The 19,157-nt window shown below is 67.2% G+C and carries 19 protein-coding genes; 11 read left to right on the forward strand and 8 right to left on the reverse strand.

Translation table 11 applies throughout. The annotated features are described in order from the left end of the window. From BIO17B3_RS09725 to pyrE, 6 genes are all read right to left on the reverse strand, one after another. Nucleotides 1–546: a YeeE/YedE family protein gene (locus BIO17B3_RS09725; protein ID WP_370512637.1), complete on the reverse strand. Its 546-nt coding sequence runs from the start codon at nt 544–546 to the stop codon at nt 1–3. Next, complete coding sequence (locus BIO17B3_RS09730; RefSeq protein WP_013121873.1) at nt 485–724, reverse strand: hypothetical protein; 240 nt, start codon at nt 722–724, stop codon at nt 485–487. The genes BIO17B3_RS09725 and BIO17B3_RS09730 overlap by 62 nt, the downstream gene beginning before the upstream one ends. Before the next feature lie 240 nt (nt 725–964). Next, the gene (locus BIO17B3_RS09735; RefSeq protein ID WP_156053883.1) at nt 965–2,335 is read right to left on the reverse strand and encodes a sigma 54-interacting transcriptional regulator; all 1,371 of its coding nucleotides are present in this window, start codon (nt 2,333–2,335) and stop codon (nt 965–967) included. A 9-nt stretch (nt 2,336–2,344) separates the two neighbouring features. After that, the gene (locus BIO17B3_RS09740; RefSeq protein ID WP_156053884.1) at nt 2,345–2,848 is read right to left on the reverse strand and encodes a hypothetical protein; all 504 of its coding nucleotides are present in this window, start codon (nt 2,846–2,848) and stop codon (nt 2,345–2,347) included. Then, on the reverse strand, nt 2,845–4,308 hold the full coding sequence (locus BIO17B3_RS09745) for a HAMP domain-containing sensor histidine kinase (RefSeq protein ID WP_156053885.1): 1,464 nt from the start codon (nt 4,306–4,308) through the stop codon (nt 2,845–2,847). Before BIO17B3_RS09745 ends, BIO17B3_RS09740 begins: the two co-directional genes overlap by 4 nt. 32 nt (nt 4,309–4,340) lie before the next feature. After that, complete coding sequence (pyrE, locus tag BIO17B3_RS09750) at nt 4,341–5,039, reverse strand: orotate phosphoribosyltransferase (RefSeq protein WP_156053886.1); 699 nt, start codon at nt 5,037–5,039, stop codon at nt 4,341–4,343. Nucleotides 5,040–5,143: 104 nt separating this feature from the next. Here pyrE and BIO17B3_RS09755 point away from each other — a divergent pair, with 104 nt between their 5' ends. The 4 genes from BIO17B3_RS09755 (at nt 5,144) to ubiM (ending at nt 9,309) form a co-directional block, all read left to right on the forward strand. Then, nucleotides 5,144–5,989, forward strand: a complete 846-nt coding sequence (locus tag BIO17B3_RS09755) for a 23S rRNA (adenine(2030)-N(6))-methyltransferase RlmJ (protein ID WP_156053887.1) — start codon at nt 5,144–5,146, stop codon at nt 5,987–5,989. Nucleotides 5,990–6,205: 216 nt separating this feature from the next. Next, nucleotides 6,206–6,538, forward strand: coding sequence for a YegP family protein (locus BIO17B3_RS09760; RefSeq protein WP_156053888.1), 333 nt, complete (start codon nt 6,206–6,208; stop codon nt 6,536–6,538). Nucleotides 6,539–6,631: 93 nt separating this feature from the next. Continuing rightward, nucleotides 6,632–8,035: a dihydrolipoyl dehydrogenase gene (locus tag BIO17B3_RS09765; protein WP_156053889.1), complete on the forward strand. Its 1,404-nt coding sequence runs from the start codon at nt 6,632–6,634 to the stop codon at nt 8,033–8,035. 44 nt (nt 8,036–8,079) lie between these two features. After that, nucleotides 8,080–9,309 (forward strand): 5-demethoxyubiquinol-8 5-hydroxylase UbiM, encoded by a 1,230-nt coding sequence (gene ubiM, locus BIO17B3_RS09770; RefSeq protein WP_156053890.1) that lies wholly within the window; start codon nt 8,080–8,082, stop codon nt 9,307–9,309. Nucleotides 9,310–9,315: 6 nt separating this feature from the next. On the opposite strand, the gene cydC is transcribed toward ubiM, so the two are convergent. Continuing rightward, the gene (cydC, locus tag BIO17B3_RS09775; RefSeq protein ID WP_156053891.1) at nt 9,316–11,103 is read right to left on the reverse strand and encodes a thiol reductant ABC exporter subunit CydC; all 1,788 of its coding nucleotides are present in this window, start codon (nt 11,101–11,103) and stop codon (nt 9,316–9,318) included. Further along, a complete protein-coding gene (gene cydD, locus BIO17B3_RS09780; protein WP_156053892.1) occupies nt 11,103–12,860 on the reverse strand; it encodes a thiol reductant ABC exporter subunit CydD in 1,758 nt (585 codons plus the stop codon). The genes cydC and cydD overlap by 1 nt, the downstream gene beginning before the upstream one ends. A gap of 193 nt (nt 12,861–13,053) precedes the next feature. Between cydD and BIO17B3_RS09785 the strand changes: the two genes are divergently transcribed. From BIO17B3_RS09785 to kdpB, 7 genes are all read left to right on the forward strand, one after another. Beyond that, the gene (locus BIO17B3_RS09785; protein ID WP_156053893.1) at nt 13,054–13,503 is read left to right on the forward strand and encodes an OsmC family protein; all 450 of its coding nucleotides are present in this window, start codon (nt 13,054–13,056) and stop codon (nt 13,501–13,503) included. A 48-nt stretch (nt 13,504–13,551) separates the two neighbouring features. After that, nucleotides 13,552–14,202 (forward strand): class I SAM-dependent methyltransferase, encoded by a 651-nt coding sequence (locus BIO17B3_RS09790; protein WP_156053894.1) that lies wholly within the window; start codon nt 13,552–13,554, stop codon nt 14,200–14,202. After that, nucleotides 14,203–14,514, forward strand: coding sequence for a hypothetical protein (locus BIO17B3_RS09795; protein WP_156053895.1), 312 nt, complete (start codon nt 14,203–14,205; stop codon nt 14,512–14,514). Between the two features lie 159 nt (nt 14,515–14,673). Further along, nucleotides 14,674–14,886, forward strand: a complete 213-nt coding sequence (locus BIO17B3_RS09800; RefSeq protein ID WP_156053896.1) for a hypothetical protein — start codon at nt 14,674–14,676, stop codon at nt 14,884–14,886. Between the two features lie 243 nt (nt 14,887–15,129). Then, entirely contained in the window at nt 15,130–15,219 is a 90-nt protein-coding gene (gene kdpF, locus BIO17B3_RS09805) for a K(+)-transporting ATPase subunit F (protein ID WP_172979044.1), read from the forward strand. Continuing rightward, on the forward strand, nt 15,219–17,012 hold the full coding sequence (kdpA, locus tag BIO17B3_RS09810) for a potassium-transporting ATPase subunit KdpA (RefSeq protein WP_156053898.1): 1,794 nt from the start codon (nt 15,219–15,221) through the stop codon (nt 17,010–17,012). The genes kdpF and kdpA overlap by 1 nt, the downstream gene beginning before the upstream one ends. Nucleotides 17,013–17,062: 50 nt before the next feature. After that, nucleotides 17,063–19,150, forward strand: a complete 2,088-nt coding sequence (gene kdpB, locus BIO17B3_RS09815) for a potassium-transporting ATPase subunit KdpB (RefSeq protein WP_156053899.1) — start codon at nt 17,063–17,065, stop codon at nt 19,148–19,150. The last annotated feature ends 7 nt before the right edge of the window (nt 19,151–19,157 follow it).

Here is a 19,157-nt window from a genome sequence, read left to right on the forward strand (position 1 = left end):
TCAGTACAGCAGGGCATGAACCGACACGGCGGTGACGATGCCGGTGGAGAGGAAGGTGGCCACGGCGGCGAGCGAGCGGCGCGACAGCCGCGCCAACCCGCAGACACCGTGGCCGCTGGCGCAGCCCGAACTCAGCCGCGCGCCCACCCCCACCAGCAGACCGCCGACGAGCAGGAGCCCCCAGGGCGCCTCGAATTGCGCGCCGGGCAGGGGCATCGACAGCGCCCACAGTACCGAAGCCGCGAGCACGCCGACGAGAAAACTCAGCCGCCACGAGGCTGGGCGACGCGCGGCCAGAGCGTCGCTGAGCGAGCCGCCCAGAATGCCGCTGATGCCCGCGATCTTGCCGCCGCCCAAGGCGAGCGCGCCCGCTGCGGCGCCGATCAACGCGCCGCCTGCAAGGGCGGAATAAGGGGTGAATACAGACCAGTCGATAGTGAACATGGCGGTTCTCCTGTCAGGGTGAGTTGGGGGCAGGGGCGAGTCAGCGCCGCGGCCCGGACGAGCGGATCGGGCGCGGGGATGCGCCCAAGGCGCTGGCGTCAAACTCGCGTTGCAGAAGGTCGAGGTCGTGCGCCTGCTGACGCTGCAGCCGGGCCAGCGGATCGGGCTGGTAAAGCGCCCGCAGTTGCGCGGCGAGCGCGTACAGCTGGCGCTGCATGGCGTGGAATCGGGCCAGGGCGATTTCGGGATGCGGGGCTGCGGGGGAAGGATGGGTGTGCATGAGGATTCTCCGGTTGGGGGCAGATCGACCCAATGCGATCTGCGCGCAGTCCTAGTGCAAACCCTGTGCCACCGGGGTGCTTTCAGAGGGAGGTGAGGGAAAAAATCACACAAATCAGCGACAAACGGCCGATTTGCCCAAGAAAAGCGTCGGGCAGCGGCGACGGATTGCCCGGTGTTTTGGCAACACCTTGATTTATCGAATGATTTTTGTCGCGGTGGAGCGACAGTGCGACAAGCCCTAGTCTTGCGGCGGCGCTTCTTCGGCAGCGGCTTTGAACTGCGCCGGGTCGAGATGGTGCTTGCCGAGCAGGCGATAGAACTCGGTGCGGTTGCGTTGCGCCAGCCGCGCGGCCTGGGCGACATTGCCGTTGCTCATCTTGAGCAACTGGGCCAGATAGTCGCGCTCGAACTGTTCGCGGGCTTCGGCGAAAGGCAGCAGGGTGGTGGGTTTGAGCCGCATCGCTCGCGTCACCGAGGTGGCCGGTATGCGGCTGGTGGTACTCAGCGCGCAGCACTGCTCGACCACATTCATAAGCTGGCGCACATTGCCGGGCCAGTCTTGTTGTTGCAGCAGATCGAGCGCGTCGGGCGTGAAGCCGGTGATGCGCCGGTGCAGCCGGGGGGTGAGAATCTTCAGCGCATGCTGCGCCAGCATGGCGATGTCTTCGCGTCGCTCGCGCAGCGGCGGCAGGTGCAGGGTGACGACATTGAGGCGGTAATACAGGTCGTCGCGAAACTGGCCGAGGGCAATGGCGGCGTCGAGATCGCGGTGGGTGGCGGAGACGATGCGCACGTCCACATCGACCGCCTGCGCCGCGCCCAGCGGGCGCACCTGGCGCTCTTGCAGCACGCGCAGCAGCTTGACCTGCAGAGGCAGCGGCATATCGCCGATTTCGTCGAGAAACAGCGTGCCGCCGCTGGCCTGCTGAAACAGCCCGGTCTGCGCCTGGCTGGCGCCGGTGAACGAACCCTTGGCATGACCGAACAGCTCCGATTCGAGCAGGGTTTCGGGAATGGCGGCGCAGTTGATGGCGATGAACGGCCCGGCCTGCCGGGGGCTGGCGCGGTGAATGGCGCGGGCCAGCATTTCCTTGCCGGTGCCCGACTCGCCGCGAATGAGCACGCTGGCCTCGCTGCGCGCCACCAGCCCGGCTTCGGACAGCAGTGCGAGCATGCGCGGACTGGCGGTGAGAATGTCGGCGCGCCAGGCTTCGTCCTTGGGCGAGGGCGCGGCGGCTTGCTTGGGCTGCAGCGCGATCGCACGCTCCAGCAGAGCAAGCAGCTCGCGCGCTTCGAACGGCTTGGTCAGAAAGCCGAACACGCCGCGCTGCGTGGCGTCCACCGCGTCGGGAATGGTGCCGTGCGCGGTGAGAATGATGACCGGCAGCGAGGGGTCTTGCGCGCGGATGTGCTCGAACAGCGACAGCCCGTCCATACCGTCCATGCGCAGATCGGTAATGACCGCGCTGGGGCGGCTGGCCGCCAGGCTGCCCAGCGCCTCGGCGCCGCTGGCGGCGGTGACGGGCGCATAACCGGCCGAGCGCAGACGGATGGCCAGCAGCTGGCGCAGGTCGGGGTCGTCATCCACCAGAAGAACGGTTGCGGGCATGGCGTGGGATCAGCGGCTGCGGTTCTGGAGCTGGGTCTCCAGCGATTTGATCTGATCGATCTGCTTTTGCAGGGCCTGGACGTTTTTCTGCGCCTGCTGCAGGGCGAGTTGCTGCGCGGCATCGCGCTGCAGCAGGGTGATGAAGTTGCGCATCGGCACATCGTCAGCGCGGGCTCGCACACCTTCAAGCAAATTCTGTGCAAGTTCGGCGTCGCCCGGCTCGCCGCGCGCCAGCAGCAGCATGGCGAGCTGCAGTTGTTCTGCAACCCCGCGCCGCTTGCCCAGCACCAGCAGCCGCGTCGTCTGGCTCTGCAGCGCCGGGCCCGCGGTCTGCGGGGTGTCGCGCAGCAGGCGGTCGAGGGTGGTTTCGTCGAGGCGATCGGTCGGGGCCGAGCCGGAGGTCGTTGGTGCGGCCATTTGAGCCAACCGCGGCAGTTCGGCGCAGGACGTCAGCGCGAGCGGCAGCGCGAGAGAAAGAATGAAGCGTTGGCGTAGAAAACGTGGCAAGGTCATACCGGATTTTGAGCTTGGTCTGGAAGAAACACGCGAAACACCGCGCCGGGGCCGGGGTGGGGCGCGAGCTCCAAGGTGCCGCCGTGCATTTGGGCGTATTGCCGCGCCAGGGCCAGACCGAGCCCGGTGCCGCGCAAGGCGCTGGCCGGCTGGTTGCGGCCCTGGAAAAACGGCTGGAACAACTGCTTGCGGTCTTCCGGCGCCACGCCCGGGCCCTGATCGCTGACGCAGATTTCAACGCCGCCTTCGACCCGATTGGCGTCGAATCCGATTCGGCCGCCCTGCGGGCTGAAACGGATGGCGTTGACCAGCAGGTTCTCGAACAGGCTTTCCAGCTTGGCGCGGTCGCCCTGCACTTGTAGCGCAGCACAGCCGCACTCCACATGCACGCCCTTCGCCCGCAGCGTGAGATGATTGCGGCGGATCAAACTGGCGAGCAATAGCCGCAGCTTCACCGGGCCGATCTGCAGCGGTTCGGGGTGATGCAGCGCGCTGTCGTAATGGATCAGGCTGTCGATGCGGTGGTGCAGGTCGCGCACATTGCCGCGCATGATGCGGGTGATCGACTGCTGCTCGGCGTTGAGCGGGCCGGGCACGCCTTCGGCCAGCAAGTCCACGCCCTCTTTCATCGAGGCCAGCGGGGTTTTGAGCTCGTGCGACACATGCCGCAGCAACTGGATTTTCTGCGCCTCCAGATCGGCCAGCCTGCGGCGCAGCCAGTCAAGTTGCACGCCCAGATCGACCAGATCGCGCGGCCCGGCCACGCTGGGCGCCTGATCGAGCTGCCCTTCGCCCAGACGGCGGATGGAGCGTTTGATCTGCCGCAAAGGCTGGCTGAGCAGCCAGGAAAACAGCAGCGCCAGGCAGACCGACAGGCTCACGCTGGCCAGCGCCAGCCAGCCCAGCACCGACCACACGCGGTTGGAGACCTGCAGCAGCCGCGCTTCCAGCGCATCGACCAGGCCGTTGCTGTGGTTGATCAGCCTGTCGGCCGACAGGCGCATGGCGTCGAATTGCGGGTTGAGCGCGTTGAACACCCGAGCGCCATCCTTCACCTTGCCCGAGGCCATGACCCCGGAAAACAGCGCCGCTTCCCGCGTGTTCAGGCTGTGGAGGGTGTGCTGCTGGTCGGGCGGCAGCGGCATGGCCTGGAGCTGCGAGGCATCTTGCACATAGGCCTCATGCGCCTGCTTTACCCCGCTGCACAGCGCGGCGTCCTGCAGCACCAGACACTGGCCGCTGGCCCGCTGCAGGTTGTCGATGTCTTGGGCGATCTGGCGCGAGGTGCGCGTGAGCTGCACCGCCACGGCCACCGAGCTGCGCGCCTGCGTGGCCACCTGATCGAACAGATACGCCGTGACCGATAGCCCGATGAGCAGCGGCAGCCCCACCAGCGCAAAGCTCCACAACAGCAGCGCGGAAAAAGAGATGCCGAGCGGCGCGCGCAGCTTGAGGGTCATGGCGGATTCGTTCGCGACTCTTGCGTGCTGTGTCAGACCCCGTAAGTGTCGCGGTACTGCTGTACCGCGGGCCGCCAGCGCGCCAGCTCTGGGTGCCCGCTGTCGGCCAGATAGGCGAGCAGGCTGTCGAGATTGGCGATGGAAATGACCGGCAGCCCGTACTCGCGGCTGACGTGCTGTACGGCAGAAACGTCGAGGGTGCGGCCCTCAATTGCGGCCTTCTCCTGGCGGTCGAGCGCGATGAGCACGGCGGCGGGTTCGGCCCCTGCCGCGCGGATCAGCCGGACCGATTCGCCCGTGGCCGTTCCCGCGGAAATCACGTCATCGACGATGACCACCCGGCCGCGGATGGGCGCGCCCACGGTGCTGCCGCCCTCGCCGTGATCCTTGGCTTCCTTGCGGTTGTAGGCGAAGCCCACATTGCGGCCCAGCCGCGCCAGTTCCACCGCGACCACCGCGCCGAGCGGAATGCCCTTGTACGCCGGGCCGAACAGCATGTCGAACGCCACGCCGCTCTCCAGCAGCGCGCGCGCATAAAACTGCGCCAGCCGCGCCAGCATGGCGCCGTCGTTGAACAAACCTGCGTTGAAAAAATAGGGCGACTGCCGCCCCGCCTTGGTGGTGAAGTCGCCAAAGGCAATTACGCCGCTGTCGACGGCGAAACGGATGAAGTCGAGCGCGTTGGGGAGCGCACTTGGCGCGGAAGCGGTTGCAGGAGAAGGGAAGGACATGATGGCGGTGCAGGATGGGGCGGCGCAGCAAGACGCGCCGCAGATTCAGAACGGCATTGTGCCGCAGGATTTCTCCCCGACGCGTCAGCGGCTACAGTGCACACATGCTCGCCTACCGACACGCCTTTCACGCCGGCAACCACGCCGACGTGCTCAAACATCTGGTGCTGGTGCAGGTGCTCCGGCACATGAACCGCAAAGAAAAACCCTATTGGGTGATCGACACCCACGCGGGCGCCGGGGGTTACCCGCTGCACGAAGCCTCCGCGCAAAAAAATGCCGAGTATGCCGACGGCATCGAGCGCCTCTGGAGCCGCAAGGACGCGCCGGAGGCGGTGCAAGACTACCTCGCGCAGATTCGCGCCTTCAACACGGGCGGCCCGCTGCTCTACTACCCCGGCTCGCCCGGCATTGCCCACCAGCTCATGCGGCCGCAAGACAAGCTGCGGCTGTTCGAGCTGCATCCCACCGATCACCGCGTGCTCGACGCCACCTTCGGCGCGCAGCCGGGGGTGCAGGTTCGCTGCGCCGACGGTTTTGTCGCCCTCAAAAGCCTGCTGCCGCCGCAAGACCGCCGCGCCGTCGTGCTGCTCGACCCGTCTTACGAACTCAAGACCGATTACGCCGCGCTGCGCAACACGGTCAGCGACGCGCTGCAGCGCTTTGCCGTCGGTACCTATGCGGTGTGGTATCCGGTGCTGCAGCGGCGCGAGTCGCACCTGCTGCCGCAACAGCTGCGCCGCATCGCAGGCCAGGCCGATTGGCTCGATGTACGCATGCAGGTACGCGAACCCGACGCCAGTGGCTTCGGCCTGCTGGGCAGCGGCATGTTCCTCATCAACCCGCCGTGGACGCTGCACGCCACCTTGCGCGAGGTGCTGCCCTGGTTGACCGGGGTGCTCGGGCAATTCAATGGGGCGCATTTCGCGCTGGAGCAGCAGGCCGGCTGATCCACCCTCGGCTGATCGACCCCCAATACGCGGTCGATCTGTCAACTATAGTCAAAAGTTGGGTCGCAAGTCTTGCATTTGTCACAGAACGCGCCGACCATTCGGGGCGTGCGGGGAGGCTTCGTCCCTGCCCTTGTTCCCATTCGTCCATCGGCGCGCGTTGCCTGACAAGCGCCTGCGTCGCCCGGCTTCGACTTACCCATCCAGGAGTTCTCTATGGCAGTCAGCTTTGAATTGCACAAAAACGAAAAAGGCCAGTTCCACTTTTCGCTCAAAGCGGCCGATGGCGGCACGCTGCTGAGCAGCGAGCACTACGAGAGCAAGGCCTCCGCAGAGAATGGCATGGCCTCGGTGAAAAAGAACAGCGTGCTGCCCGAGCGCTTTGAAAAACAGGTCGCCAGCGACGGCCGTGCCTATTTCACGCTGAAGGCGGCCAACCATCAGGTGGTGGGCACCAGCCCGATGTTCGGCACCGCCGACAAGCGCGATGCCATGCTCGCCATGGTGCACGCCGAGGCCGAGCACGCCGCCGTGCACGATCACACCTGAAGTGTTTTGCACCGCGCGGCTTGACCCTGCCCAAAACGGGCGTCAAGCCGCGCCGATAGACTGGCGCGCAGTCCTCTTCACCGGAGTTCCTCCGTGCGTCACGTTCATATCGCCATCCTTGGCGCCGGCACAGCCGGGCTCACCGCGCTGTCGCAGGTGCGCAAGCACACCGACGACTTTGTCATCATCAACCACGGCCCCTACGGCACCACCTGCGCCCGCGTAGGCTGCATGCCGTCCAAGGCGCTGATCCAGGCGGCCGACGACTTTCATCGCGGCAGTCAGCTGGCTACCCTGGGTATTCGGGGCGGCGAGGGGCTCAAGGTCGATCTGCCCGCCGTGCTGCAGCGGGTGCGCGACTACCGCGATGCGCGCGTGGCCGGGGTGATGGGCGCGACTCACAGCCTGCAGCCTGCGCAGAACATCGCCGGGCGGGCCCGGCTCGACGGGCCGGGTCGCGTCATCGTCACCCATGACGACGGACGCGAAGAGGTCATCACCGCCGACCGCATTCTCATCGCCACCGGCAGCCGTCCGGTGGTGCCGCAAGCGTGGCAGGCGTTTGGCAACCGCATTCTCACCACCGACGACCTGTTCGAGCGCCCCGATCTGTCGCGCCGCATCGCCGTGGTCGGGCTGGGGGTGATCGGCCTCGAACTGGGGCAGGCGCTGGCACGGCTGGGCCTGGACGTGCACGGCTTCGAGCTGCGCGAAAGCCTCGGGCCGTTGACCGATCCGGTCATCCAGGCCGAGGCGCAACACCGCATCGGCGCCGAATTTCCTCTGCATCTGGGCCGCGCCGTCGATCTGCGCGAAGGGGCTGCGGGCACGCTGATCGTGGACGACGGCGAAAGCCCGGTCGAGGTCGATGCCGTGCTGGCAGCCATGGGGCGGCGCACCAACACCGACGGCCTTGGGCTTCAGACGCTGGGCGTGCCGCTCGACGCCCGCGGCCTGCCCGACTTCGACCGCAACACCTTGCAGATCGGCGACCTGCCGGTGTATTTCACCGGCGACGTCAACGGCGAGCTGCAAGTGCTGCACGAGGCGTCCGACGAAGGCTTCATCGCCGCCTTCAATGCCCTGCATGGCCCGACGCGCTTTCGCCGCCGCGTGCCGCTGGCGATTGCCTTCACCGATCCGCAGATTGCCGTGGTCGGCCAGACCTGGCAGGCGTTGCAGGGGCGGTCGTTTGCTACCGGCGGGTTCAACTTCGCCCAGCAGGCGCGCGCCATGGCCATGCTGCGCGCGGCCGGACAATTGCATGTGTACGCCGAGCCCGGCAGCGGCAAACTGCTGGGGGCGGAGATGTGCGTGCCCGGCGCCGAGCATCTGGGGCATCTGCTGGCCCTGGCCCTGCAGCGCAACATGACCGTGGCCGAACTGCTCACCCTGCCCTTCTATCACCCGGTGCTCGAAGAGGGTTTGCGCGCGGCGTTGCGGGTGCTGGCGCGCGCGGTGTATGGTGAAGCGCCGCTGGAAATGGCGCGGCTGTAAACACTGGACAAACTTTCTTTATGACCGCTTCACAGGACTTTGACATGACGTTCGATCTCGCCATCATCGGCGCCGGCCCGGCCGGTCTGTCCATGGTGCGGGCGCTGGCTGGCAGCGGCCTGCGCATCGCCCTCGTCGAGCAGCAAAGCGCGGCCGCGCTGGCCGACCCCCCTTTCGACGGCCGCGAAATTGCGCTCAGCCTGCGCACCCTGCGCACCTTGCGCGAGTCCGGGGTGTTCGACCACATCGCGCCCGATCAGGTGTTTCCGCTCGAACACGCCGTGGTGCTCAACGGCAACGATCCGCATCCCATGCGCGTATCGCCGCTGCGCGGCAAAACCCAGCTCGGCGCCCTCGTGCCCAATCAGCAAATCCGCCGCGCGCTTTGGGCTGCGGTGCAGGGCCAAAGCGAATACACCCTGTACGACCAGACCCGCCTGGGCGCGGTGCGCACCGATGCGCAGGGCGTTGAGCTCGACCTCGAACCGGCGCAGGCAGCGGCGGCCGCTGCCCCGGCCCAGACTATCCGGGCGAAGCTGCTGATCGCCGCCGACAGCCGGTTCTCCGAAACCCGCCGCAAGATGGGCATCGGGGCCGACTCGCACGACTTCGGCAAGACCATGCTGGTGTGCCGCATGCAGCATGAGCAGCCGCATCACCACACCGCGTGGGAGTGGTTCGGCATCGGCCAGACCCTGGCCTTGCTGCCCTTGTCCGAACACCTCTCGTCCGTGGTGCTCACCCTGCCGCAGCATGAGATGCAGGCCCTGCTGGAGCTGCCCGACGCCGACTTCGAGCGCGACATCACCCGGCGCTATCAGGGTCGTCTGGGCGAAATGAAACGCGCGGGCAGCCGTCACACCTATCCGCTGGTCGGGGTTTATGCCCAGCGCTTCGTCGCGCCGCGTTTCGCCTTGATCGGCGACGCCGCCGTGGGCATGCACCCGGTGACCGCGCATGGCTTCAACTTCGGTCTGCACGGCGTCGATCTGCTGTCGCGCGAAATTCTGGCCGCCGCGCGCGCGGGTACCGACATCGCCGCGCCCGAGCGCCTGCAGCGCTTCGAGGCGGCGCATCGCCGCGCGACGCGCCCGCTGTATCTGGCCACGCAAGCCATCGCCACGCTCTACACCGACGACCGCGGCCCGGCCCGTCTGGTGCGACGGCTGGTGCTCGATGCCTCCAGCCGCATCGGCCCCCTGCGCCTGGCCATCGCCACCGCGCTGAGCGAAGACGGATTGAGCCTGCGCGGGCTGTTGCCGCGCATGACCTGAGCCGATTTACAGCGCGTCGTGCAGCGCGCGGAAGGCGCCGCCCTGCCGCGCCAGCAACTCGGCGGGCGCGCCGGCCTCCACCACCCGGCCGGCTTCCATCACCAGCACCCGGTCGACCGCAGCGGGCAGCGCGGCGATGCGGTGGCTGATCAGCAGCACGGTGCGGCCCTGCATCAGTTGCACCAGGTCGCGCAGCAGATCGCGCTCGGTCAGCGCGTCCAGACCCTCGGTGGGTTCGTCGAGAATGAGCAGCGGCGCGTTGCGCAGCAGCGCGCGGGCGATGGCCACGCGCCGCGCCTGTCCGCCCGACAGCCGCATGCCGGCCTCGCCCACCCAGGTTTCATATCCCTCGGGCAGCGCGGCGATGAAGTCGTGCAACTGCGCCGCCTTGCACGCCGAGATGACTTCGTCCTCCGTGGCCTCGGGTTTGGCCAGCATGAGGTTGTCGCGGATGGTGGTGTTGAATAGATAGGTGTCTTGCGACACTACGGCGATGTGCGCGCGCAGCGCCCCGCCCGGCCAGGCGCGCAGGTCGTGGCCGCCGATGCGCACGCTGCCCTCCTGATAGTCCCAGAACCGCAGCAGCGCCTGTACCAGCGTGCTCTTGCCCGCGCCGCTGGGGCCGACCAGGGCGACGCGCTCGCCCGCGCGCAGATGCAGGCTCAGGCCGTCGAGCGCCCAGGCCGCCTCGCCGCGTGCGCCGGGGTAGCGCAGCCGCAGCCCATCGATCTCGACATCGGCGCGCTCCCACGACGGCACAGGCATGTCGGCGGGCTCCTCCACCTGCGGCCGGGCGTCGAGAATGCCGAACACCCGCCGCGCCGCGGCCAAGGTCTCGCCCAGCATCTGCAGCGCCAGTGGCAGCGGCAAAACCGCCTCGAAACTGGAGAGCACGAACAGCGCCAGCATCGGCAGTTCGGCCGGGGTGATGGCGGCATCGGTCACCAGCGGAATGGCCAGCAGCAGCGCACACCACATCGCCAGATTGGCCGACAGCCCGAGCAGGCCTTGTGACAGGCCGGTGGCGCGGCTGAGCTGGCGCTGCTGGCCGATCATGACGTCGGTCAGCGCGTCGATGCGCTGCGCCTGCCGCGCCGCCCCGCCATAAACCCGCAGCTCGCCCAGCCCCTGCAAGCCATCGACTGCGGCGCTGCGCAATTCGGCGCGCAGCGCAACCAGCCGCCGCCCCGGGCCATGCCCCAGGCGGAAGGTGAGCAGGGGCACGGCCACCCCGGCCAGCAGCAGGAACAGCAGGGTGGACGCCGCCACCCGCCCGCTGTAGAGCGTCATCATGCCCAGAATGAGCGCGCCGCCCAGCAGCGCCACGCCCACGGGCACGAGCACGCGCAGGTAGAGGTGGTTGAGCGCGTCGATGTCGCTGATGAGGCGGCTGCTCAGGTCGGCGCTGCGCAGCTCTTGCAGCCGCGCCGGGGCCAGCGGCTCCAGCCGCCGGTAGAACCACACCCGCAGTTCCTGCAGCAGCCGGAAAGTGGCTTCATGCGTGATCAGGCGTTCGATATAGCGCCCGGCGGTGCGGGTGATGGCCATGCCGCGGATGAAGGCGGCCGGGGTGAAGTAATCCATCGCTGCGCCCACCAGGCCGACCAGCGCCATTTGCGCGATGAACCAGCCCGAGGCCGTCATCAGCGCCACATTGGCGAGCAGGGTGAGCAGCGCGGCGAGCGCGCCCCACAACATCCAGTTGCGGTAGGGCGCAAACAAACCGACGAGCCGCTTCAGGTCGGCGCGCGCCTGGGGCAGATCGAAATCGGGCGGCAGCGGGTTCCAGCGCATCAGGCTTGCTCCTGAACAGCGGGCTCGTGGGCGCGCACCAGCCGGGCAAAGGCGCCGCCTGCGGCCAGCAGATCGGCGGGCGCGCCCTGCTCGATCACGCGCCCGGCTTCGAGCACCACCACATGATCGGCCTGCAGCACCGTGCTCAGGCGGTGCGCGGCAAGAATGACGCAGCGCTCTTTTGCCAGGGCCAGAATGGCCTCGCCGACCTGCGCCTGCGTCTGCGCGTCGAGCTGCGCCGTGGCTTCGTCGAGCAGCACCAGCTTTGCTGGCTTGAGCAGCGCCCGCGCCAGCGCCAAACGCTGCACCTGTCCGCCCGACAAGCCCAGACCGCGCTCGCCCAGCGGGGTGTCGTAGCCCTGCGGCAGCGCGGCGATGAAGTCATGCGCCTGCGCGGCGCGGGCGGCGCGCTCCACTTCGTCCTGCAGCGGGTCGGACTGGCCTAGCGCGATGTTGTCGCGCACCGTGCCCTCGAACACATGCGGACGCTGCGGCACCCAGGCCACATGCCGCAGCCAGTCGGTGGCGTCGACTGCGGTCAGCGGCGTTTCATTCACCAGGATGCGCCCGGCCTCGGGCTGCACCAGCGCCATCAGCGCATGCAGCGCGGTACTCTTGCCCGCGCCGCTGGCGCCCACCAGCGCGGTGAGGCCGCGCGGTAGGGCGGCAAAGCTCACCGCGTCGAGCGCGGGCGGCAGATCGGCGGCGTGGCGCACGGTCACGGCGTCGAAGCGAATCCGCACCTCTTGCCCCGCGTCCAATTTCTGCGTGCCGCCGGTGGCTTGGGCGTGTGGCGGAATCGGGGTGTCGAGCAGCTTGAGTAGGTTCTGCGCGGCGCCGATGGCCTCCATGCGGGCGTGGTAGAAGGTGCCCATATTGCGCAGCGGCAGGTAAAACTCGGGCGCAAGGAGCAGCACGAAAAAGCCGTTAAAAAACTGCATCTCACCGTAAAACAGGCGAAAGCCGATAAAAACCGCCACCATCGCAATGCTGATGGTGGACATGAACTCCAGCGCCACCGAAGACAGAAACGCCACCCGCAACACCTTCATGGTGCCGATGCGGTATTCCTCGGTGAGCGCGGCCACTACCTCGGCCTCGTGGCGGCTCACGCCAAACAGTTTGAGCGTGGTCAACCCCTGCAGCGAATCGAGAAACCGCGCGCTCATGCGCGAGAGCAACTGCCATTGCTGCTGGTTGAGGGTTTCCGTGCCCTTGCCGATCAAAATCATGAAAATCGGAATCAGCGGCGCGGTTAACAACAGCACCAGCCCCGACACCCAGTCCTGCGGCAGCACGAACACCAGAATCGACAGCGGCACCAGCGCCGTGAGCGACATATTGGGCAGGTAGCGCGCGTAATAGGCTTCGAGCGCGTCGATGCCGGTCACGATGGTGTTGGCGATGTCGCCGCTGGACTGGCGCGTGAGCCACAAGGGCCCCAGCGCCTGCAAATGCTCGTAAAGACGCCCGCGCAAATCGCGCCGCACCTGCGCCGCAGCTTCGAAGGCCACGTTTTCAGACGCTCGCATCAGCGCGAAACGCAGCGCGAATATCGGCAGCATCGCCGCCAGATAACCCCACACCTCGGCGAGATGCTGATGGCGGGTGATGACCGCCGACACCACCCGCGCCAGCAGCCAGGCCTGCACGATGATCAGCCAGCCGGCAAACAGCCCCAGCCCCACGGCGCGATTGAGCTGCGGGCGGATATCTTTTTTGCGGGCCTTGAGCCAGAGTTCTTCGGAGGTTGCCAAGATCGAGGTGCAGCGGGAGCAGTCAGCCGCAGAGAAGCCGCGGCGAAACACGCATATTAGAGGGCGCCGTCAAGGGATGGGTCGCGCCTCAGGTATTAAAGTTGACCGTCATCGGTCTGGTTGCAAAATGGACCGGCCTGCCCTCTCGCCAGCCTTGCACAACGCCAGGCAGCGTCCTCACTCAGGAGCTTTCATGGACGATAAACAGCCCCCCAGCATCACCCTCAAGCAGATCAACGCCTACCAGTTCGACCTGCACTTTGCCGACGACCGCCCCACCATTCTGACCGACGAGCCGCCGCCGCTGGGCGAGGGCGCGGGGCCGTCGCCCTCGCACCTGCTGCTCGCTGCCGTGGGCAACTGCATGAGCTCCAGCCTGTATTTCGCCCTGAGCAAATTCAAGCTCGACCCCAAGGGGCTGACCACCACCGCCACGGGCGAGATCGGCCGCAACGAAGCCGGTCGTCTGCGCGTGCTGTCCATCACGGTCGATATTCGCATGGGCGCTGCCGCCGAAGGCATGGAGCGGCTCGACCGCGTGCTGATGCAGTTCGAGCAGTTTTGCACCGTGGGCGAAAGCGTGCGCCAGGGCATTCCGGTGACGGTTTCGGTATTTGACGGCACCGGGCAAAAACTCAAATAACTGCGCAAAATGGCGGTTTTGCTTTTGCCAATATCAGTCCATACCGCCATGACTGCCCACACTCCCGCCACACCGCCCGCCGGCAGTTTTGCCGATCCGCGCGAAACCTGGAACGCCCGCTTCGCCAAGCCCGGCCTGCATTACGGCGCCGAGCCCAACGCCTTTTTGGTGCGCGAATCCGTCCGCTTCGCGCCCGCCAGCCGCATTCTCAGCGCGGCCGACGGCGAAGGCCGCAATTCCATCTGGCTGGCCGAGCAGGGCCACCACGTCACCGCCTTCGACCTCTCGCCCGTCGCCGTCGATAAAGCCCGCCGCTGGGCGCAAGAGCGCGGCGTATCGGTGGACTTTCACGTCGCCTCGGTAGATGAGTGGGACTGGGCGCCGGGTCGATTCGATGCCGCCGTGGCCATCTTCGTGCAGTTCGCCGACCCGGCCCTGCGCGAGCGCCTGTTCTCCGGCCTGTGGCGCACCCTCAAACCCGGCGGTCTGCTGTGCGTGCAGGGCTACGCGGTGAAACAGCTCGAATACGGCACCGGCGGCCCGGGCCGCGCCGACCATCTCTACACCCCCGAACTGCTGCGCGAGCTGCTGCCCGAGGCCGACTGGTTGTTGCTGCAAGAGCACGAAGCCACCCTGCACGAAGGCACAGGCCACGTCGGGCGTTCGGCGCTGGTCGATGCGGTAGCGCGCAAGCGCTGAGTGCGGTACTTGATAGAAACGCAGCACCCTGACCAGCTCTACCGCGGGCGCTTCGGCACTCTGCTGGTCGGCTCGCGCAGCAAGCTCAACGACCGCGTCAGCCTGTACGAAGAAACCCGGCGCACCACCGGCTATGGTCAGGCTGGCCTGCTCCATGCCTTCGGCGTCGACCTCGTGCTCACCGAGCGCTGGAGCACCGGGCTGAAAATGGAAACCGGCACCATCAGCGACCCGCTCAACGGCGACATCAAGCGCCGTGTCGTCGCGCTCTCCATGGGCTACAACGCCACCGTCCTTGCCTCCAGTCTGTAATACCGCCACGACCAGAGCAACCTCACCGGCGAGCGCACCTCCTGGCTCACCCGCAACAGCTTCGGCCAGCAGCTCACCGCCGCCTGTCGCCTGCTGGGCAAGCTCGACCTCGCGCGCAGCAGCGCTAGCCTCGTGGTGTTGCGCGGCGAGTGACACTTCGTGCGCGAATGGAGCGGCCTGGTCGGGTGGCGTCGCCTGCACGCCAAAGAGGCCGGCGATGCCCAGAGCGGGGCGTTGCTAGCCGTGTACCGGCGCATGAACGAGCACGTCAAAATGGGCGTCGGCGACAACTTCACCAACTTCTCAGACAACCTCACCGACCTGTCCTACAACAACCGGGGCGTGTTCCTCAACGTGCTGGCCACCTACTGACCCTGGCCACGGACTGAGATCGCAAGGCCCTCCGCCGCCGTGCGTGGGCGCTTGTACTTTGGCCCGCATTTTTTACGCGCGGTTTACACACATCTGCCTACGCTTTCGATCCATCAATGGCACGAGGCGGCGCAGTGGCGTCGAACTGCATGGATCTGTTCTGGATTGCTCTGACGCTGGCGCTGTTCGCCGCGGTCTTCGCCCTGGTGGCGTTCTGTGACCGTCTGCTGCAAAGGAGCTGAGGTGAGTCCATTCGTCTGGATCGGCGCGGTCGCCGCGCTGGCGCTCCTGATTTACCTGCTGGTGGCGCTGTTCCGCGCGGAGGGCTTCTGATGACGCCCGAATTCTTCGCCTTGCTGGCGGTGCTGCTCTTGGTGGTTCTGGGCGCGGCCCGCCCCCTGGGACGTTACTTCGCCTGGATCATGGACGGCGGTCCCGCCTGGCGGCCGCTGGCCCGGCTGGAGGCCGGTCTGCTGCGGCTGTGCGGCGTCGATGCCGCCGGGATGCGCTGGTCGCGCTATGCCGTGGCCTTGCTGGTGTTCAGCCTGCTGGGCACGCTGCTGGTGTATGCGCTGCAGCGGCTGCAGGGCGTGCTGCCGCTCAACCCGCAGCAGTTCGGCGCGGTCAGCCCCGACTCCAGTTTCAACACCGCCATCAGTTTTGTCACCAATACCAACTGGCAGGGCTATGCGGGCGAATCGACCCTGAGCAACCTCACGCAGATGATGGGGCTGGCGGTGCAGAACTTCGTCTCGGCGGCGTCGGGCATCGCCGTGGCCTTTGCCCTGATCCGGGGATTCGCGCGTCACCGTGCCACCGAGATCGGCAACTTCTGGGTGGATCTCTATCGCATCACGATCTATGCCTTGCTGCCCCTGTCGATGCTGCTGGCGATGGCCCTGGTCAGCCAGGGCGTCATCCAGAATTTCTCGGCCGACACGCCCGTCACCACGCTGCAGTCCACGACCTACGTCGCGCCCAAGCTGGACACCGCGGGCCAGCCGATGAGCGATGCCGCCGGGCAGTCGGTGCAGCAGACCGTGACCGTCACCCAGCAGATTCTGCCCATGGGGCCAGTGGCGTCGCAGGAGGCGATCAAGGAGCTGGGCACCAATGGCGGGGGGTTTTTCAGCGCCAACTCTGCCCACCCCTATGAGAATCCGAACGCGTTGAGCAATCTCCTGGAGATGATCGCGGTGCTGCTGATTCCCGCCGCGCTGGTCTACACCTTTGGCCTGGCCGTGGGCGACACCCGCCAGGGCTGGGCCCTGCTGGCGGCGATGACGCTGGTGTTCTCGGTCGCCGTCACCGGTCTGGCCGCAGCCGAACAGCAGGGCAACCCCACCATCGCCGCGCTCGGCGTCGATCAGGCGCACGGCGCGCTGCAGTCCGGTGGCAATATGGAAGGCAAGGAGACGCGCTTCGGCATCGCCGCCTCGGCGCTGTTCAACGCCGTGACCACTACCACCTCCTGCGGCGCGGTGAACGCCATGATCGACTCGTTCACGCCGCTGGGTGGGCTGGTGCCGATGGCGCTCATGCAGCTCGGCGAAGTGGTGTTTGGCGGTGTTGGCACGGGCTTGGCGGGCATGCTGGTCTTCGCGCTGGTGGCCGTATTCGTCGGCGGGCTGATGATCGGCCGCACGCCCGAATATGTCGGCAAGAAGGTCGAGGCCTTCGACATGAAGATGGTGTCCATCGCCGTGCTGCTCATGCCCGCGCTGGTGCTGCTCGGCACGGCACTGGCCGTCGTGGTGCCGGCCGGGTTGGCGGGACTGGCCAACCCCGGGGCCCATGGCTTCTCCGAGATCTTCTACGTCTTCACCTCGGCCGCGAACAACAACGGCAGCGCCTTCGCCGGGCTGTCGGTGAACACGCCGTTCTACAACGGCTGGCTCGGTGCGGCGATGCTGTTCGGACGTTTCGCCGTGATGGTGCCCACCTTGGCGCTGGCGGGTTCGCTGGCGGCGAAAAAGCGCATTCCTGCAGGCGGCGGCACCCTGCCCACGCATGGCCCGCTGTTTGTCAGCCTGCTCATCGGCGTGCTGCTGCTGGTGGGCGCGCTGAACTTCTTCCCGGCCTGGGGCCTGGGCCCCATCGTCGAGCAGTTGCAGCTCTGGAAATGAACCGGATATGAAACAACCCCCTGACTTGCTACGGGCTATTCGCATCTGATATGACGCGCTCATCCCTTTCCTTATTCGACGCCGATCTGCTGCGGCCAGCCGTGGTGGATGCCTTTGCCAAGCTTGATCCCCGCGTGCAATGGCGCAACCCGGTGATGTTCGTGGTCTATGTGGGCAGCCTGTTCACCAGCGCGCTGTGGCTGCAGGCGCTGGCCGGGCACGGCGAGGCACCGGCCTGGTTCATCGGCGCGGTCACCCTGTGGCTGTGGTTCACGGTGTTGTTCGCCAACTTTGCCGAGGCCCTGGCCGAAGGCCGCGCCCGGGCGCAGGCGGCCTCGCTGCGCGGCATGAAAAAAACCGTGGTCGCCAAGAAGCTAGCCGAACCGCGCTCCGGCGCCCCGTGGACCCAGGTGCCCGGCGAGAGTCTGCGCCGTGGCGATGTGGTGCTCGTGGAAGCCGGTGATCTGCTGCCCTGCGATGGCGAGGTGATCGAAGGCGTGGCCGCGGTGGATGAGAGCGCCATCACCGGCGAGTCGGCCCCGGTGATCCGCGAGTCCGGCGGCGACTTCTCCGCCGTGACCGGAGGCACCAAGGTGCTGTCGGACTGGATCGTGGTGCGCTGCACGGCCGATCCCGGCGAGTCCTTCCTCGACCGCATGATCGGCCTGGTCGAAGGCGCCAAGCGGCGCAAGACGCCCAACGAGATCGCGCTGACCATTCTGCTGGTGGCGCTGACCCTGGTGTTCCTGCTGGTGACGGTGACGCTGTTGCCGTTTTCCATCTACGCGGTGAACGCCAATCACGCGGGTGTTCCGGTCACTCTCACGGTGCTGATCGCACTGCTGGTCTGCCTCATCCCGACCACCATCGGCGGTCTGCTGTCGGCCATCGGCGTGGCCGGCATGGGGCGCATGCTGCTGGCCAATGTCGTGGCCACTTCGGGCCGCGCCATCGAAGCGGCGGGCGATGTCGACGTGCTGCTGCTGGACAAGACCGGCACCATCACCCTCGGCAACCGTCAGGCCAGCGCGTTCCTGCCAGCGCCCGGCGTGAGCGTAGCTGAACTGGCCGACGCCGCGCGCCTGGCCTCGCTGGCCGACGAGACACCCGAAGGCCGCAGCATCGTGACCCTGGCGCGACAGGAGGGCTCGGCCCATGAGCCCGCCGCCGATCCGGCCGCTAGCTTCGTCGCCTTCTCGGCCCAGACCCGTATGAGCGGGGTGGACCTGCCTGGCCGCCTCATCCGCAAGGGCGCGGCCGACGCGCTCAAGCACTGGATACTTGAGACCGACAGCGCTTGGCCCGAGGCGGTCGTGCGGCATGTCGAAGCGGTGGCGCGGCGCGGCAGCACGCCCCTGGTCGTGGCCGAGCGCGCGTCGCTCGAAGCCGGGTCGCCTGCCCGTGTGCTCGGCGTCGTGGAGCTCAAGGACATCGTCAAGAGCGGCATCAAGGAGCGCTTCGCGCAATTGCGCCGCATGGGCATCCGCACGGTGATGATCACCGGCGACAACCGGCTCACCGCAGCGGCCATCGCCGCCGAGGCCGGGGTGGACGACTTCCTCGCCGAGGCCACGCCGGAGAACAAGCTCGCGCTCATCCGCCAGACCCAGGCCGAGGGTCGGCTCGTGGCCATGACGGGCGATGGCACCAACGACGCCCCGGCGCTGGCCCAGGCCGATGTGGCCGTGGCCATGCACAGCGGCACCCAGGCCGCCAAGGAGGCCGGCAATATGGTGGATCTCGACTCCAACCCGACCAAGCTGATCGAAGTGGTGGAGATCGGCAAACAGATGCTGATGACGCGCGGCGCGCTCACCACCTTCAGCATCGCCAACGACATCGCCAAATACTTCGCCATCATTCCAGCGGCCTTCGTCGCCACCTATCCGCAGCTCGGCGCGCTCAACCTCATGCACCTGGCCTCGCCGGATTCGGCCATCCTCTCGGCGGTGATCTTCAACGCCCTGATCATCGTCGCCCTCATTCCGCTGGCGCTCAAGGGCGTGCGCTACCGCGCCCTGGGCGCCGCCGTGCTGTTGCGCCGCAACCTGCTGATCTATGGATTTGGCGGCATCGCCGCGCCCTTTGTCGGCATCAAGCTCATCGACATGCTGCTGCGCCTGATGGGTTGGACCTGAGCCGCGT

Source organism: Thiomonas sp. OC7, assembly GCF_900634595.1.
Lineage (GTDB): Bacteria > Pseudomonadota > Gammaproteobacteria > Burkholderiales > Burkholderiaceae_C > Thiomonas > Thiomonas arsenitoxydans.

Excerpts from the sequence above, each read along its gene's own strand:
- BIO17B3_RS09735 (WP_156053883.1), bottom strand. The coding sequence starts at position 2,335 with ATGCCCGCAACCGTTCTTCTGGTGGATGACGACCCCGACCTGCGCCAG.
- ubiM (WP_156053890.1), top strand. The coding sequence starts at position 8,080 with ATGACGTTCGATCTCGCCATCATCGGCGCCGGCCCGGCCGGTCTGTCC.
- BIO17B3_RS09790 (WP_156053894.1), top strand. The coding sequence starts at position 13,552 with ATGACTGCCCACACTCCCGCCACACCGCCCGCCGGCAGTTTTGCCGAT.
- BIO17B3_RS09730 (WP_013121873.1), bottom strand. The coding sequence starts at position 724 with ATGCACACCCATCCTTCCCCCGCAGCCCCGCATCCCGAAATCGCCCTG.
- cydC (WP_156053891.1), bottom strand. The coding sequence starts at position 11,103 with ATGCGCTGGAACCCGCTGCCGCCCGATTTCGATCTGCCCCAGGCGCGC.
- BIO17B3_RS09785 (WP_156053893.1), top strand. The coding sequence starts at position 13,054 with ATGGACGATAAACAGCCCCCCAGCATCACCCTCAAGCAGATCAACGCC.
- BIO17B3_RS09740 (WP_156053884.1), bottom strand. The coding sequence starts at position 2,848 with ATGACCTTGCCACGTTTTCTACGCCAACGCTTCATTCTTTCTCTCGCG.
- BIO17B3_RS09760 (WP_156053888.1), top strand. The coding sequence starts at position 6,206 with ATGGCAGTCAGCTTTGAATTGCACAAAAACGAAAAAGGCCAGTTCCAC.
- kdpA (WP_156053898.1), top strand. The coding sequence starts at position 15,219 with ATGACGCCCGAATTCTTCGCCTTGCTGGCGGTGCTGCTCTTGGTGGTT.
- BIO17B3_RS09745 (WP_156053885.1), bottom strand. The coding sequence starts at position 4,308 with ATGACCCTCAAGCTGCGCGCGCCGCTCGGCATCTCTTTTTCCGCGCTG.
- kdpB (WP_156053899.1), top strand. The coding sequence starts at position 17,063 with ATGACGCGCTCATCCCTTTCCTTATTCGACGCCGATCTGCTGCGGCCA.
- pyrE (WP_156053886.1), bottom strand. The coding sequence starts at position 5,039 with ATGTCCTTCCCTTCTCCTGCAACCGCTTCCGCGCCAAGTGCGCTCCCC.
- BIO17B3_RS09755 (WP_156053887.1), top strand. The coding sequence starts at position 5,144 with ATGCTCGCCTACCGACACGCCTTTCACGCCGGCAACCACGCCGACGTG.